Source organism: Mariniblastus fucicola (assembly GCF_008087665.1).
GTDB lineage: Bacteria > Planctomycetota > Planctomycetia > Pirellulales > Pirellulaceae > Mariniblastus > Mariniblastus fucicola.
In genome coordinates this window covers 2,451,503-2,467,264 of sequence record NZ_CP042912.1, presented here as the reverse complement: position 1 = coordinate 2,467,264, position 15,762 = coordinate 2,451,503, and the positions used below count along the sequence as shown (strand labels likewise).

The window sequence follows — 15,762 nt, the reverse complement described above, 5'->3', positions numbered from 1 at the left end:
CCGAAAGCCGTTAACTCGACTTCACAGGCTTGTACTTTTCAAACGAATTTGTCGCCCTTGGCTCTTTGGTAATCTCACTGACGTAAAACTCTTCTGCCAGAAATCGCAACAGATAATTGAGTTGCCGCTTGTCTGTTGGCAAAACAATCTTGCTGACGCCGTTCGGTTTTTTGATTTCGAACTCCAAGCCGTCAAACTTTTTGCTCGCGTTCCGGATCTTTTGAGGCGTCGCGTTGGCGTGCTCAAGGATTTTTGAGTCGATGATGATTGAGAAATACTTCATTACGCGGGCCGAAAACTGATCAACGACCTCGTTAGGATTGTCAACCAAGAACAAATCGTTGCCAAGCGCGACCAATACGTCCTCGCGTGTCGCTTCTCGAAAAATGTCATCCATCGGCAGGAATTGTTTGGCGACGTGGAACGACCGAAAGTACAAATTACCATCGCGATAGATCGCTGCCAACTTATTGTCGATCTGTACGCCCGGCTGACTCAATTGTTTGAATGTACCTGACTTTGACAGAGAAAGGACACGACGGCGTTCAAGAATGTGAGAAGCACGGAATGATTGAAAATAGAACGTTTGGTTTTCCACATCAACGGCAACGACGGCCTTGATAATCGGCGCATTCGGTTTGAACGCGTTCTGCAAATCGTCAATGGACTGCGAGACTGTCAGTGCGCGACCGCAGAAATCAGGCAGTTCGTAATCCTTGATCTCAAATAGCTCGTTCTTTTTCGGCGTATACGTTGGCTCAAACGATTTTATTTCGGTTTGAATTCCAACAAATGATGCCTTCTGCTCCTCAAACAAAGAGGTCAAATCGGCTTGCACCGGCTGGCTTAAAGGAATTTTCTGCAAATCCAGTGATAGATCCGCGCCCCGAACCACAACATAAAACTCGAACGATTCCGAATCACGCATTTCCATAAACCTGCCTATTCTCGATCCATATAAACGTAATCAGCAATCTCGACCACCTTGATTGTGTTCGATTGCTTTCGCAGCAACTTTCGGGTGACCAGCATATAGGTCATGCCATCTTCATTTTCAATTTCATAAAAGTGATACCAGAGCAGCGCTAACAACGGGTTGAAGGCAAAAGCATTGCTGTGATATACGACAACACCGATGATAGCGATCACATAGATTGCCGTCCAAGGATGAGCCCGAAAGTCAATTGCATTATCTGCGAAAAGTGGCATCAGGTAAATGACGAGGAACGCGATGGCCTGTTTGTCAACCGATTTGACTTTCTTGATCTTCAACGTCTCAATTGATATCTGCGTTTTGCAAAACCAAAGAATCAAGAAACCAATGACGCTGAAGCCGACACCGCAAATCGTAAAATAGTACGCGGCTGTTGAATCACCCTTGGAAACGGAATTTACAGCGTACGCAAACAAAATCGGTGAAAGAGAAGTAACGACCAGCAGAAATTTCCCGAGTTTGTTCATGCGGTTCTCCAAAAAGACGGCTCGCATATTTATTGAAACGAGCCGCCAATGGACGTTATTTTCAGTTAGCACTTTTCGTACTTCGTATCCTGACCTTTGCCGCAGCTGCCGCAAGGTGGCAGGCGGTCGTCGTCGTCATCCAAAGTGACTTTCCAGTTGCAGTTGGTGCAGCAATACGTGCCTTTTCCGGGTTTCTCGCCAATACTGTACATTTTGGGTCTCCAAAAATGTGAAAAAAGTAAAACTCAAACTGTGAATCTTATGGAGCCTTGTGACACGTCTGGTCACGCTTGCGAAGATTCCTCAAACTTTTCTTCGGTTTGCCATAGACGTTGAGTTTTTAGACTGAAGTTGTTCCATATTTCCCAAGTTATCAGACTTCGAGCCAAAATAGACAACAAACCAAGGTGACGAATCGTTACCGAGTCAATCAAAATCGTTACCGAGTCAATCAATTAACCAAGAAGTAACCGATCGTATAATCCAATGACTGCAAAATTCTTTCGAGCTGCACCCTACGCCGATGACGCCATGAACCTTCCGGTTCGGGATATCGACGCGGCGATTCCGTTTTACGAGTCGAAGATGGGCTTTCGAGTAGCGTCGCGATCGGATGAGGGCTGTCGGAAAGCGGTACTTGAGCGGGATACGATTCAAATTGGACTGGCCGAAAACGGCGGTGATCCTGCACAAGAAGGCTGCTTTTTTGAAGTTGATGATGTCGAAGCGGCTGTGGCTGAACTTCGATTGTACGACTCAAGTTTCAAAGCGGATCTTCAAATACAAAAACATGGTGACACAACTTATCAGCTGTTCTTCGTCATCGCACCCGATGGTTTGTGCTATTGCATTGGTGAAGCGCAGCAGTGATTGCGGCATCAAACATTCAGGTTCTAAGCCACCAACAAGATCACAATCTAGACCGTGTCTAGCGGAGCAGTCGGAGGCTGTTGGCGATTACCAACAGTGAAGCCCCCATGTCAGCGGCGATGGCTGCCCAAAGCGATGCATATCCGCCGAATGTCAGCGCGACGAACAGCAACTTCACGCCCAACGAAAACCAGATGTTTTGGCGGATGATGAAGAGCGTCTTTTTTGAGTGGCGAATCAACCAAGGGAGTTTTGACAGGTCATCTGACATCAAAGCAATGTCGGCTGTTTCGATAGCGGCGTCCGTCCCCACGGCACCCATCGCAATTCCAAGCGAAGATCGCGCAAGTGCCGGGGCATCGTTGACTCCGTCACCGACCATCGCAGCTTGACCATACTTTTCGACGAGTAACTCAACAATCTCGACCTTGTTTTCTGGAAGTAGCTCGGCATGCACGGAGTCGATTCCAACTTCTTCTGCAATGGCATCGGCAGTACCTTGATTGTCGCCGGTCAGCATCGCAACGTTTTCAATTCCTTCAGCATGCAGGTCGGCAAGAATCCCTTTCGTTTCCGGCCGTACGGTGTCGGCCAGCGACAGAAAACCACAAACGTGTTCATCATTGCCGATCACGACAATGGATCGACCTGAATCCTGCAACGATTGAAGTTGTTCGTGAACTTCCGGCGTCTCCTGATCGCGTTCTTCCAAGTAGCGGTGTGAACCGAGCCAGAACGATTTACCGTTGACGATGCCGCGGGCTCCCTTGCCTTGCACGATTTCGAATTCTTCGGCAGCAGCAACGTCAACGCCTTCCTCATTGGCTTTGCGAACGATGGCCTGTGCCAAAGGATGATTCGAATGAACTTCCAACGCAGCGGCGCGTTCCAGTAGCTCGGTCTTGGTGTGGTCGTTAAGTGGAACAACGTCGATGACAACCGGCTGGCCGTGAGTGAGTGTCCCTGTTTTGTCGACCGCGATTGCTTTCAGGTGAGCTGGCTTTTCCACATACAACCCGCCCTTGATGAGCACCCCATTTTTTGCCGCTGATGCTAACGCCGCGACGATCGAAACGGGTGTTGAAATCACCAGAGCGCACGGGCAGGCAACCACCAACAGAACTAACGAGCGATACAACCAGACCGACCACTCACCGCCAAGTAGCATCGGCGGAAGCAGGAATACCAGAATCGCCAGTGCCATGACGACTGGCGTATAGTAACGTGCAAATGTTTCGACCCATTGTTCTGATGGCGAACGTTGGGACTGGGCATCGCCAACCATCTGAATGATCTTGGCTAACGTCGTGTCTTGAGCGGCCTTTGTGGATTTGGCTTCGATCACGCCGTCGCCATTGATCGTTCCCGCGAAGACTTCACTGCCCGCTTGCTTTTCGACCGGCACGCTCTCACCTGTTATCGGAGCCTGATTAACCGCGCCGATGCCTTTTACGACCGTGCCGTCGAGTGGAATTTTTTCACCGGGTCGAACGACAAAAGTGGTGCCAACGTCGACTTGGTCAGGAGCGATTTCTTTCAACTGGCCATCTTTATCTCGAACCCGCGCCGACGGTGGAGTCAGACTCATCAAAGAAGCAATCGCCCGTCGGGCGCGACCAACACTCCATGATTCGAGTAGCAGTGAAACTGCAAATAGAAACGCGACTGTTGCGGCCTCAAACCACTCGCCGATCGCTGCAGCTCCAATCACCGCCACCAACATCAGCAAATTCATATCGGGCCGAAGTCGGATCACGGCACGCCAAGCTTTGGGTAGAACGATCCATGTTCCGGCAACAATGCCGATCAAGTAGAGAGCGATTGAGACAGCAGGAACTCCATGTGCGATACCCATTCCCTCCGAACCAAAGGCTTGCGCAAACCCGCCCGCGATCATTACATGGCAGATAAAACCCGCGAGTCCCAAAAGTCCACTGGCCGATGTTAGAATCGCTCGTCCGTAGACGCTCCAGAATCCCGATTGGCTTTCCGGTTCTTTGTCCTTCCAAACTTCGGCGCGCATCCCGGTCTTGTTGACGGCTTGAACGATCTGTTCTTGCGAAAGATCGTTCATGCCGACGACAGTCAATTTTCCGTTTAAGACATCGAAGCGAAGTTGTTCAATATCATCGATCAATGGCCCAAGTTCACGTTTGAGAATTGCGACTTCTTCCGCGCAATCCATCCCGTGAATCTTGAAGGCCATCTGGTTTAGATCGGTGGTCACCAAGTTCTACTCCGTAGCTGCGGGAGGCTTCTTACCGTATTTGGCTTCGTAAAGCTTGACGTATTTCTCAGCCTGACTGGCATCACAGATAAAGCACTGCGATTCGGCTCGGTTGTGTTCCTCGCACCAGTCGCCTTTTTCTTTGCAAGCTTTGGCATAGGAAGCACTGCACATACTGCATTCCTCTTCAGGAATCGCGTGTTCGACGCACCACCATCCACCGTGCGTTGGATCAGCCGTTGTGGCAGTTTCGGTTTCGTCGGATCCTTTTTCTGCGGCTGGCTTGTCACCAGCGCATCCGGAAACCATCAGAATAGCTGCGGACAACATGGCTAACATTCCAAACATTTTGTAAAAGCGCATTTTAACTTCCTCACAAGAAATAATACTAATCAATTGATGTTACGACCGAATCACGAATCCGGTCGGTGGGCGGTTGCCCGTTGTTTTCAGTAGTGTTACTCGACGATGAATCAGTTTCCACCATCGCATCACCTGTCACTCCAGCGAACACGGAGTAAAGAACGCGAAGCACCAACAGCGACATAATCATGGCACTAAAGACGCCGCCAACGACAACCGTTGCTAGTGGCCTTTGGACTTCTGATCCGATTCCGGTGTTGAGTGCCATGGGCAGGAAGCCGACCGCTGCAACTAACGTTGTCATTAAGACTGGACGAAGGCGCGTCATCGCGGCTTGCTCTACCGCTTGTTCCAATGCCATGCCAACGCGGCGGAAGCGACGAATTGTCGTCACGAGTAACATGTCATCCAATACGGCAACGCCAGACAAGGCAACAAATCCGATCGCTGCGGAAATCGAGAACGGCAAATCACGAATCCAAAGTGCGATGATGCCGCCTGTCCAAGCAAAGGGAATACCTGTCAGAACTCGGAACGTATCAACCAAGTTGTGATACGTCATGTAAAGCAGTATCACGATCAATGTCAGAGCCATTGGTACGATGAACATCAAACGTTGGCGGGCGCTTTGGTAATGCTCGAACTGGCCGCCCCACTCAAGGTGGTATCGTCCATCGGGTAGTTTGACTTGTTTGGCGATTGCTTGCTGGGCTTCTTCGACAAACCCAACCATGTCTCGCCCACGGACGTTGGATGAAATAGTGATCCGACGATAGCCCCATTCACGAGTGATCGTTGAGGGGCCTTCTGTTGTTTTGATCTCGGCAAGCCGCGAAAGCGGGATGCGTTGTCCTGAAGGCGTGTTGACTTCAATGTTGCCAATGGCTTGCGGAGAACTGCGTACTGTTTCCGGTAATCTTACCACGAGTGGATATCGTAGCTGGTCTTCATAAACCTCACCTAGATGAAAGCTTCCCAACGACTCAACAAGGTCTAAGACTTCAGTGGCTGACACGCCATAGCGGGCGATTTCGTCCTGCTTGACGATAATTTGAAGCACTGGTTGTCCTGTAACTTGTTCAACGTTGACGTCGGCGTTTCCGTCGATGGATTTCAGGACACGTTCTATCTCTGCGGCTTTGTCCACCAGTACGTCAAAGTCGTCGCCGAACAATTTGACTGCGACGTCACTGCGAACGCCGCTGATCATTTCGTTCAGCCGCATCTCGATTGGCTGAGTCATCGCAATCTTTTGGCCGGGCATTTCTCTCAATGTCTTTTGAACCAGCTCAGTTAACTCATATTGCGTCGAGGCCTTCGTCCATTCCGACCGAGGTTTGAGCGTGATGAACATGTCAGTCAGCTCGACACCCATCGGGTCGGTGGCTACTTCGGCACTGCCAATGCGACTCCAAACGTGTTCGACTTCGTCCGGAAACCTGTTCAAAATCGTTTTTTCCATCTCGGTATTGATTCGGATTGACTCGTCGAGGTCGGTTCCCGCCAGTCTCACGACATTGATCGCCAGCGCACCTTCCGACAACTTGGGAACGAACTCGGAGCCGAGATTGGGAGCAATCATTCCGAACGCAAATGCCAACACAGCGGCAGCGAACAACATCACCGCTGCTTTCTGATGCATCGTGAAGTGCAGGATTGGCTTGTATAGTCGTTTAATAATTCGAATCAGCAATGGCTCGCGTTCTTGCATCTTGCTTGGCAAAAAGTAGCTGGCCAACACTGGCATCAATGTCAACGAAAGGAACATCGAACCAGCAAGTGCGAAGATGACCGTCAAAGCCATTGGGCGGAACAGTTTTCCTTCGACGCCTGCCAGCGTCAGAATTGGGATGTAGACGATCATGATGATCAGTTCGCCGAACATGGTTGGTTTACGAACTTCGATTGCCGCATCTCGGATCACATCGAGTTTCGTCTGCCCACGTGGAATTCCGTTAGAGATTCTCCTCGCGCAGTTTTCAACCATCACCACGGAACTATCGACGACTAACCCAAAGTCGATCGCGCCCAGGCTTAGCAGGCTGGCTGCAATTCCTACCTGTAGCATTCCCGAGAATGCAAACAACATTGAGAGCGGGATCGCAACCGCAACGATCAGACCTGCTCTCAAGTTCCCAAGGAAGACAAATAGCACAGCGACAACCAGCAATCCTCCCTCGAACAGGTTCTTCTGTACGGTTTTGATAACAGCGTCAACCAGCTGTGTTCGATCGTAAACCGTGGCGACTTCGACACCCGGGGGCAGTGTGGATTTAATCTCTTCCATCTTGTGTTTTAGAGCATTCGTCACCTCATGGGGATTCTCGCCCATGAGCATGAAGCCAAGTCCATAAACGACTTCGCCTTGCCCGTCAGCCGTTACAGCTCCACGGCGAATCTCGTGACCAATTTGTACATCGGCAACATCAACGACTCGAATTGGCGAACCATCCATCGCTTTGATGACGATGTTTTCGATCTGCGGAATGTTTACGGTACGAGCAATTCCGTGCACCAATAACATTTCCGTATTGCGAGTGATGTTTCCGCCGCCAACGTTGCGATTGTTGGCTTTGACCGCATCAACCACTTCATCAAAAGTCAGGTTGAATTTGATTAGCCGTGCTGGGTCGATTCGCACTTGATATTGTTTTTCAAAACCGCCCCAGCTGTTGACTTCAGCGGTACCACGGACAGTTCGAAGTTGTGGTTTGACGACCCAATCGTGTACGGTTCGAAGCTTGGTGAGTTCCTCAATCTGTCGCTCACGTGGCAAAGCTGATATGTCGACTCCTTCAAGCCGCACTACATAATGAAAGACTTCTCCCAGTCCTGTGGACACCGGGCCAAGTTTCGGGCGTTCGATTCCTTCGGGAAGTTCAACGGTTGAGAGCCGTTCTGCCACCAGTTGGCGAGCAAAGTATATATCTGTGCCGTCTTCAAACGTGACGACGACTTGTGACATACCAAATTTTGAAATCGAGCGAAGTTTTTCCAGGGCTGGTAGCCCGCTGATTACTTGCTCGACCGGGAAAGTAATCTGCCTCTCGACTTCCTCTGGCGATAACGATGGCGCGGTCGTATTGATCTGCACCATCACGGGCGTTGTATCCGGGAACGCGTCGATGTTCAGATGTCGCAACGAAAAAGCACCGACCGCAATCACCACTGCTACAGCGCAGAGCACCACGAGTCGGTTGCGAAGCGAGAAATCTATGATCCAGTTGAGCATGAGTTGATATTCTGTTTGAAGGCAAAAGTTGAAGAACTGTGTAAGTTATTTCAGCCGACCGGCTGTTAATGTTCACACAGTCAGCCAGCGCCCAAGTTTCCCTTCAGCAACTCAGCTCGCAGGATTCCGCTGCCTTTGGTGACGACGACTTCGCCCGGCAATAGTCCGGCAATGACTTCTGTGTTATCGCCCATGACTGCACCGGGGCGAACACTTCGAGTGTGGAAGACCTTGTACGATCCGTCTTTGAAGTAATCTTTGTCACGAACAAACGCGACGTGACAACAGCCCTCCCAGTGAATGGCTTCATTAGGTACGAGAATCGCTTCTTGGACATCACGCAAAATAATTTCGCCCGCACCAAACGTTTCGTTGCGAAGACGTCCGTTGTCATTGGTCAGTTCTGCACGAACTCGAATCGTTCGCGTTTGGCTATCCACTTCTGTACTGACCCAAGTGAGCGTGCCAACCGTTTCTCTTTCCGAGCCATCTGGTGTGAATACAACCTTCTGCCCAAGCGAAATTCGTTCCGATTCTTCAAGGCGAACGTTTAGCAATAACCACATCTGGCTCGTGTCCGCGATCGTGAACAAACGTTTGCCTGTTTCGATAACTTCTCCGGCAACTGCATCCCGGCTTACAACAATACCATCACGAGGCGACAATACAGGAATCAGATTTGCCGACTCATTTGCCTGCTTCATTGAATCAACGATTGACTGAGGTAGGCCGAGAAACCTGAGCTTCGAACCTACGGCGTTAGCCGCTTTTCCTTTGACATCATCCAATTGAATTGGAAGTCCCAAGTTGGATAATGCCTGAACCGCGCTTTCGACTTCGTATTCCGTTTCGGACTTTGCCGCCTCGGCTTCCTGTATTTTCTTCTCGGGAATTACAGATCCGCCCAGTCGCGATACACGTTCGAGCGTTTTGGTGTCCAGTTCAAGTTGAGCCAAGGCTTGCAACAGTCGTGATTTCAAGCGACCGACTTCGACCGCATCAACGAGGGCGAGCAAATCGCCTTGCTGGACTTTGTCTCCGACGTTCTTTTCGACTTTCCAGACGGTGCCGCCAGACCGAGAGGATAAGCGGGCAACGCGAGTCGGATCGTAGACAATTTCACCTGTGGTCTTGATCGTTTCAACAACTGGCCCACGATCGACTAGCTTGATGTCGACACCGGCTTGATCAATAGATTCAATGGACGGAAATTGAATTCTGCGCAGGTGCATTTTGCAGCCAGGATCGTTCTTGGTTCGTGGATAGGCAGCAATGGCTTCGGATGCACGATCAAGATCATCTTGGTTGATTTCAGGAACCTCGCTCAGTTGCGATAGTTGGGGATTGTGAAGCACACATTCGTGAACGCCGTGCTCTTTACACCAGCCGAACAGCTCCCCTTTCGGCATCAAGTCCGAATTGCATGAAATACAGTCAGCTTCCGCAACTCCATGTTCATCACACCACAGGACGCCCGTTTCTTTTTCGCTACCGGTTAGGTCCGAAAATTTCGGGAGGCTCCATTCATGATGGTGCCCCCACCATGCCAGCCCGCCAATCGCAGCTAAGACGATCAAGGTTGGGATGCCACCCAGAATCGAGGCCGCAACTCTTCCTAGGAAACTTTGCTTGGCAATAGAAACTGAGGCATCACTGGCCGCAGAATGTGATTGCAAATCTGGAGTTGCAGCTGAGTCATTTGCGACGTCAGCATGTTCCGCAACATCCGCTATGCTTGGTGTTGATTCGCTCATGTTAAAATTACCACTGAAGATTTCGATTGATTGGACTCCTGCCGAACTGTGTACCGTCGGAACCTACGCAGGCTCTGAAGCAGTCCGGCAGGAGTGTTTCGCATTGATCGCGGAGACGGAAATTCAGACTCAGAATTGCGGCGAACGAACGTTCAGACGTGATGTCGTTGAACGAAAGCGCGCAAGAACGCTCTATGCGTAAAGGAAATAGAAATCCGCGGCTTTAGATGAGCCAGCAGCAAAGATCGGCGCGAACCTCGAGCGCAGTTGTCGCGACAAAACGGGTAGAGAGCCAACGAATGGGCTCAACGGTGAGGGGCTTGGCCGAGGCTTGAGGCAGTTCCAGCACAACAAAGCTGAAGTCAGCTAGAGGCACTAATTCGGAGGCCAAAACTTCAGTCGCCGGAAGTGCACCACAGCAAAAGCAATCGTGACAGCCGCATTCCCCGGGCAACTGCGAATCGTTTTCAGATTCGTCCGTTGGATTCGAGCAGTGATCACAACAACTGCTCATTGCAACGTGCCCGTCGTCTGAACTGCTTGCCAAGAAGCTACCGAACGCGCACTGAAAAGGACAGAGCACGACCAGAGCGGCAAGAAGAATCGAGATGACTTTAGGGGGAAACAACAGTTTTTTCCGGCAATGCAAACGGACACGAGTTGATCAATCGTAGGTCGCCGCCAATCACTGGTCAAGCTAGATTGCACGATCAGTAATTCGACCGGTGGGCTTGCACAAACCTGTTTTGGCAGAGCATTGATGCCATTTTCCAGCAGAACATCAGTGAAGAGAGTACAGCCGAAATTACAACCGTATCGGCGTACGGAGATCGTTAATCTGTCCCACTTAATCCAGTAAATCGAGCCGTCCTGCCGAAAGTCGGCTTGTGCCGGTTATTCAGACGATAACTGTCGTGTACATCATCTGAAGTCGCGGACAGGATTTGTTCCAATGAGGAAATTAGCAGTCGCAGTGTTCATTATTGCCGGAATCAGCGGATGCCGCTCTCCGCAAGTAATGATGCAACAGCTTGAGTCTTGCAGGCCTTGCGTGGCAGACGCCAGCACGTTGAGTCAATCTGTACCGGTGGAAACGACTAGCGAAGCTGGCACCGTTGAAGAATACGTGCAGCTTGGCTTACAGCGGAACCCTCAGCTACAGGAAGCACAGCACAAGATCGAGGCCATCGGCCATCGTGTCCCGCAGGTGCTTTCGCTGCCAGATCCGATGGTGAACACGACAACACATCTGTCTCCGGTTGAAACAGCCGCAGGTCGGCAAGCATTCGCATTGGGCGTGAGCCAGAAGTTTACCAACGCTGAGCGGCGGGCGACCAAAGCTGCAATCGTCAACGATGAAGTTGCGGCTGCTGAAGCCGAGCTTGAAAAAATACAGCTGGAGATTGCGGAGAGAATTCGCACCGCCTGTTATCAGTTGCTGTTCGTGCGTAAGTCCATCGAGATCTCCACAGAGGATGCGGAATCACTGGCTCAAATTGCTGAAGTCATCGAGCGCCAGTACGAAGTCAAACAATCGGTAACCCAGCAAGACATTCTGAACGTTCAAATCGAACAGTCGAAAATCGAAAATCAAATCACCGACTTGCAGCAAAAGGGGAAATCGTATCAAGCTCGATTGGCGAGGCTCCTTCACGTCGACCCACGTTCTGAACTACAAATCATTGACCAGTTGCAGACGCAAAGCAGTCAGCTAAACGCCGAATCCTTGATCGCCACGGCCATTCAATTACGTCCCGAGTTGCGATCTCAGATAGCCAACGTCAATCGAGACCAAAAGAAAATCCACCTTGCCAGTCTGGAATCAAAACCAGACTTCACGGTCGGGCTGAACTGGATCGCGACATCGGATAGCGGCATCAGTCCCGTTGCCAATGGCGATGATGCATTGCTGTTGGGAGTTGGGTTCAATCTGCCGGTCTACAAAAACCGAATCCGAGCGGGCATTTGCGAAGCTCAAGCGAACCGGCGTGCGTCGCAGAGCAGGCTGGAGAGTTTACAAGACATAGTCGCCGAGGAAGTCTTCGATTTGGTCGCGAAACTGGAAAGCAACCAGCAGACCATGGACTTGATTCGAAACGACATTCTCCCCAAAGCACAACGCACGCTTGACCTGTCTATTGACGAATATGCGACCGACGAGGTTGAGTACGTGCAGTTGATTGCCAACTGGAGAACCGTTCTGCGGTATCGTGTGGCTGAAGCGAATCTTCAATCGCAACATGGGCAGCTATTGGCATCGCTGGCAAGAAGCGTCGGCCAATTGGAACCGATTGCTTCTTTCACCGCAGGCAGTGTTGACCAGCCTGAATTTGAAGATGCGGAACCACTTGAATTCGATGACGCAGCTGAAGAATCAACGTCGAACGAGACGGAAGAAACGGAAGGCGATTCGAGGGACGTGGACGAAACTGGAACAAAACCTTAGCGGGTCTTTTCTCAAGCTTTCTCAATCGTTAAAGCTTAGCGACCGTTCTCAACTACGGAAGCAAAGAAAAGATGAGTTCGTAAAGTCAAGCAATACTCGTCGAGCCGACAAAAGTAGTGCTAGACAATTTCCAAGGATGGAAGAATAAGCGTGATGAAGAATTTGTACTGGATGTCGTTGGTCGTGGCGATAGTCTTACACTACGGCCTCCCATCCGTAGTCGCTCAGGACTACTACCAGAAATCAAGCTACCGGATTACCGATCCTACCGTCCATGCCAGCCAGCAGATGGACGGCTCGATGCAAGGCCATGGAATGCAGATGCCGGGTTCACCATCGAGCAACGCTCATTCCGGGAACTCCCATTCCGGCATGGCGATGGGCGATATGAAGACGAAGGTTCCTGACAAACCGGGGCATCGTTATCAGAAACCAACAGCGTTGCCTGCGACGCCCGAAAGCAGCGTGCCGACTGACCGCCCCGATAATTACACGGGGCAGCAACTCACACTTGATGACCTTCTGGCAATCGCGACACAAAACAATCCAACGCTGCGGCAAGCTCAAAACCAGATCACCGCAGAAACAGGCAAGGCGATTCAGGCAGGACTTTATCCCAACCCCGGCTTTCGTTATTCAGCGGAACAGATTGGCGTTGATGGGACGGCGGGTGAATTTCATGGTGGAATCTTCAGTCAGGAAATTGTACGGGGCGGCAAACTCCGACTGAGCCGAGCAAAATATGTGCAACGCGTCAAAGCCACTGAGGCACTAGCATTGGCTCAGCAATTTCGAGTCGCGAACGATGTAAAGATTCACTTCTACATGGTTCTGTCGCAACAGCAGAAAGTGAACGTCCAGACGGAACTGGTTAAGTCTTCTGAGGATGCGGCCGTCACGGCACGCGAAGCGTTTCAAATGGGGCAAGCGAACGCGGTTGGGATCCGACGAGTGAACGTCGCATTACAAAAATCGCGTCTGGAATTGCTGGCTCAACAGAACAAACTTCGTCAGGCCGTCCGCCAGTTGTCAGCTTTGGTTGGAACCGAACTCGACGGCAGCTTTTTCGTAGGGGAACTCGAAGGCCAGTCGATCGTAATGGACTTTTCTGAATTGCTGGCCGAACTATTGGTCAGCAGCCCGGAGATGATGGCTGCCCGAGCAAAACTACAAGCTGATCGCATTACCGTCCGTCGCGAGAGAGTCGAGCCGATTCCCAATATCACTCTTGAAGGCGGTGCGGGCTACAACTTTGAACGCAATCAAACCGTTGCCGCGGCCGGCATCAGCTTGCAACTACCGATTTGGGATCGCAACCAAGGCACGATCCAGCAGGCACAAGCTGACCTGTCACGACAGTGTGCCGAAATTGAGCGATTGGAAGGTAGGCTCAAACGTGACCTTGCCGGGCAGTTTGAAAGTTATCTGACGACGACACAGCACGTCGATCAATATCGAACCATGATTCTGCCGGAATTAAAAGAAACGTATCGCTTGATGCTCGAAAGCTACAAGGAGAATCGAACCGACTGGAACGAAGTGCTGCACGCTCAAAGCGACTACTTCATGGCTCGGCAAGAGTACATCGACTGGTTGTGGCAGTGGCGTAAATCGCAGGTTTTGATCGACGGAATGTTATTGCACGATGGACTGATGGCTGCCGAGGGGCCAACGCCTGCCGGACATATCGACTCCGTTGCCAAACCGCGTTAGACCGACGCTATATGCGCCTTCCCAAAATCAGAACAGCAAAAGAGAACAGGAATCACCGATGGACAAGACAGATAATCGACGCAAGTTTTTGAAAACCGGCATCACTGCTGCGGCGGCTGGCTTGGTAGTCGGTAGTGCGAATTCGATCGTTCACGCTCAGGATGGAGAACAGATTGATCTTACCGCGCCAGAAACGAAGCATCAGGATCATTCGCATCACAATATGTCCAACATGCAGAACGATACGTCCAACGTGCAGAACGAATACGACGGGTTTTCGCGCTTCAAGCCGACACGCGGCGACGATCCCGATAGCGACTGGTACTGCGGCAAACTTGTTCCGGGTTTCCGACCTGCGACTGCTGCTCCCGTCGAGATCACCGCTCCGGATTTGGAGAAGCTTCCATGGAAGATGGTCAACGGTGCCAAAGAATTTCGAATTCAGGCTCAGGCAGTCGCGCGAGAGTTTTTGCCCGGCTACATGATGAATGTCTACGGATACAACGGCACTTGCCCCGGCCCGCTGATGGAGATCAATCAGGGTGACCGGATTCGCGTGATTGTCACCAATGAACTACCGGAAGCCACCAACTTTCACATGCACGGTTTTGAAATGCCGGTGCAGTATGACGGTGCCGCTGAGATGACTCAGAATCCGATCAAGCCCGGCAAGTCGTTTACTTACGAATTCGATGTCCACGAGCACGGCACGTTCTTTTATCATTCGCATGTTGGTATGCAGGAGGCGATGGGAATGGTAGGCCCGATCGTTGTTCATCCACGCAAACAGTTCGATCCGCCGGTCGACCGCGACTTCGTGCTTTTGTTTCAAAACTTCTTCATCAAGCCAAACCAGACGATTTCTGACTCGTGGAAGATGGATTGGAACTGGCACACCATCAACGGGCGCAGCGGCCCGTTCACAACGCCTTGCGTCGTCAGGCATGGCGAACGAGTTCGCGTGCGGTTGATTAATTTCAGCCCGATGCAGCATCATCCGGTTCACATGCACGGGCATACCTTCTGGGTCACTGCTCACGAAGGGGCTCGCGCTCCAAAAACGTCTTGGCGGCCTCGCAATACGGAACTGGTCGCCGTTGCTCAAGCGAGTGAATTTGAGTTCGTTGCCAACAATCCGGGAGACTGGCAATTTCACTGCCACATGATTCACCACATGATGAATCACATGACTCAGCACTTTGGCCCACGCATCCGCAGCAATTCCAACGTCGACCAATACCTGTCGAATCTGGATTCAATACCGACCGTCGAAGTTACGCCCATTGCGCGAGGCGAGAAAGCTCCCGGCTACCCGCAAAAGATGCTCAGCATGAATATGGACATGGAAACCATGATGCGAGTTTGGCAGCCAAGGGAAATGCAAGGCATGCGAGCCACCGCGGCCATGTCGATGCACGGTTTGATGACTTCGATGCGCGTGCTACCGGCCGATTTGTTTGACCGTGTCATGAACAGCGATGAGAAGATCGAGAGGGGCTCCATCTTCGCCGAAATCGTCAAGCGTTTCGGCAATCCGTCGGACTACAAAAAAGCCCCCAAGATGGCGATGGGTGGCATGGATATGGGCGGCATGGACATGAACAATGAAAGTATGCAGAAGTCCAATGGCAATATGAATATGCCAATGGGACAAGACAAAATGCAAAAATGAGATGTGTAATAGCTCTTGATCCTG

10 protein-coding genes and 1 pseudogene are annotated in these 15,762 nt (G+C 51.1%); 4 read left to right on the top strand and 7 right to left on the bottom strand.

What is annotated here, in order from left to right; genetic code table 11:
- Positions 1-10: 10 nt before the first annotated feature.
- The 3 genes and pseudogenes from MFFC18_RS09080 to MFFC18_RS09070 form a co-directional block, all read right to left on the bottom strand.
- Complete coding sequence (locus MFFC18_RS09080) at positions 11-928, bottom strand: Kiwa anti-phage protein KwaB-like domain-containing protein (protein ID WP_157665055.1); 918 nt, start codon at positions 926-928, stop codon at positions 11-13.
- A gap of 14 nt (positions 929-942) precedes the next feature.
- Positions 943-1,461, bottom strand: coding sequence for a hypothetical protein (locus tag MFFC18_RS09075; RefSeq protein WP_148618753.1), 519 nt, complete (start codon positions 1,459-1,461; stop codon positions 943-945).
- Positions 1,462-1,526: 65 nt separating this feature from the next.
- A pseudogene (locus MFFC18_RS09070) lies at positions 1,527-1,676 on the bottom strand (zinc ribbon-containing protein); the annotation flags it as partial.
- 271 nt (positions 1,677-1,947) lie between these two features.
- Here MFFC18_RS09070 and MFFC18_RS09065 point away from each other — a divergent pair.
- Positions 1,948-2,331: a VOC family protein gene (locus tag MFFC18_RS09065; protein ID WP_075082840.1), complete on the top strand. Its 384-nt coding sequence runs from the start codon at positions 1,948-1,950 to the stop codon at positions 2,329-2,331.
- 58 nt (positions 2,332-2,389) lie between these two features.
- Here the strand turns inward: MFFC18_RS09065 and MFFC18_RS09060 are convergent, their stop codons facing one another.
- The 4 genes from MFFC18_RS09060 to MFFC18_RS09045 form a co-directional block, all read right to left on the bottom strand.
- Positions 2,390-4,558, bottom strand: a complete 2,169-nt coding sequence (locus MFFC18_RS09060) for a heavy metal translocating P-type ATPase (RefSeq protein ID WP_315849984.1) — start codon at positions 4,556-4,558, stop codon at positions 2,390-2,392.
- Between the two features lie 6 nt (positions 4,559-4,564).
- Positions 4,565-4,921 (bottom strand): hypothetical protein, encoded by a 357-nt coding sequence (locus MFFC18_RS09055; protein WP_075082841.1) that lies wholly within the window; start codon positions 4,919-4,921, stop codon positions 4,565-4,567.
- 25 nt (positions 4,922-4,946) lie between these two features.
- The gene (locus tag MFFC18_RS09050) at positions 4,947-8,153 is read right to left on the bottom strand and encodes an efflux RND transporter permease subunit (RefSeq protein ID WP_075082842.1); all 3,207 of its coding nucleotides are present in this window, start codon (positions 8,151-8,153) and stop codon (positions 4,947-4,949) included.
- An 80-nt stretch (positions 8,154-8,233) separates the two neighbouring features.
- On the bottom strand, positions 8,234-9,730 hold the full coding sequence (locus MFFC18_RS09045) for an efflux RND transporter periplasmic adaptor subunit (RefSeq protein WP_157665056.1): 1,497 nt from the start codon (positions 9,728-9,730) through the stop codon (positions 8,234-8,236).
- A gap of 1,129 nt (positions 9,731-10,859) precedes the next feature.
- Between MFFC18_RS09045 and MFFC18_RS09040 the strand changes: the two genes are divergently transcribed.
- From MFFC18_RS09040 to MFFC18_RS09030, 3 genes are all read left to right on the top strand, one after another.
- A complete protein-coding gene (locus tag MFFC18_RS09040; RefSeq protein ID WP_084416860.1) occupies positions 10,860-12,353 on the top strand; it encodes a TolC family protein in 1,494 nt (497 codons plus the stop codon).
- A 153-nt stretch (positions 12,354-12,506) separates the two neighbouring features.
- Positions 12,507-14,066 carry a TolC family protein gene (locus tag MFFC18_RS09035; protein WP_084416861.1) on the top strand — a complete coding sequence of 520 codons (1,560 nt, stop codon included), beginning with the start codon at positions 12,507-12,509 and terminating at the stop codon, positions 14,064-14,066.
- A gap of 58 nt (positions 14,067-14,124) precedes the next feature.
- Positions 14,125-15,738, top strand: coding sequence for a multicopper oxidase domain-containing protein (locus MFFC18_RS09030; protein ID WP_075082846.1), 1,614 nt, complete (start codon positions 14,125-14,127; stop codon positions 15,736-15,738).
- The last annotated feature ends 24 nt before the right edge of the window (positions 15,739-15,762 follow it).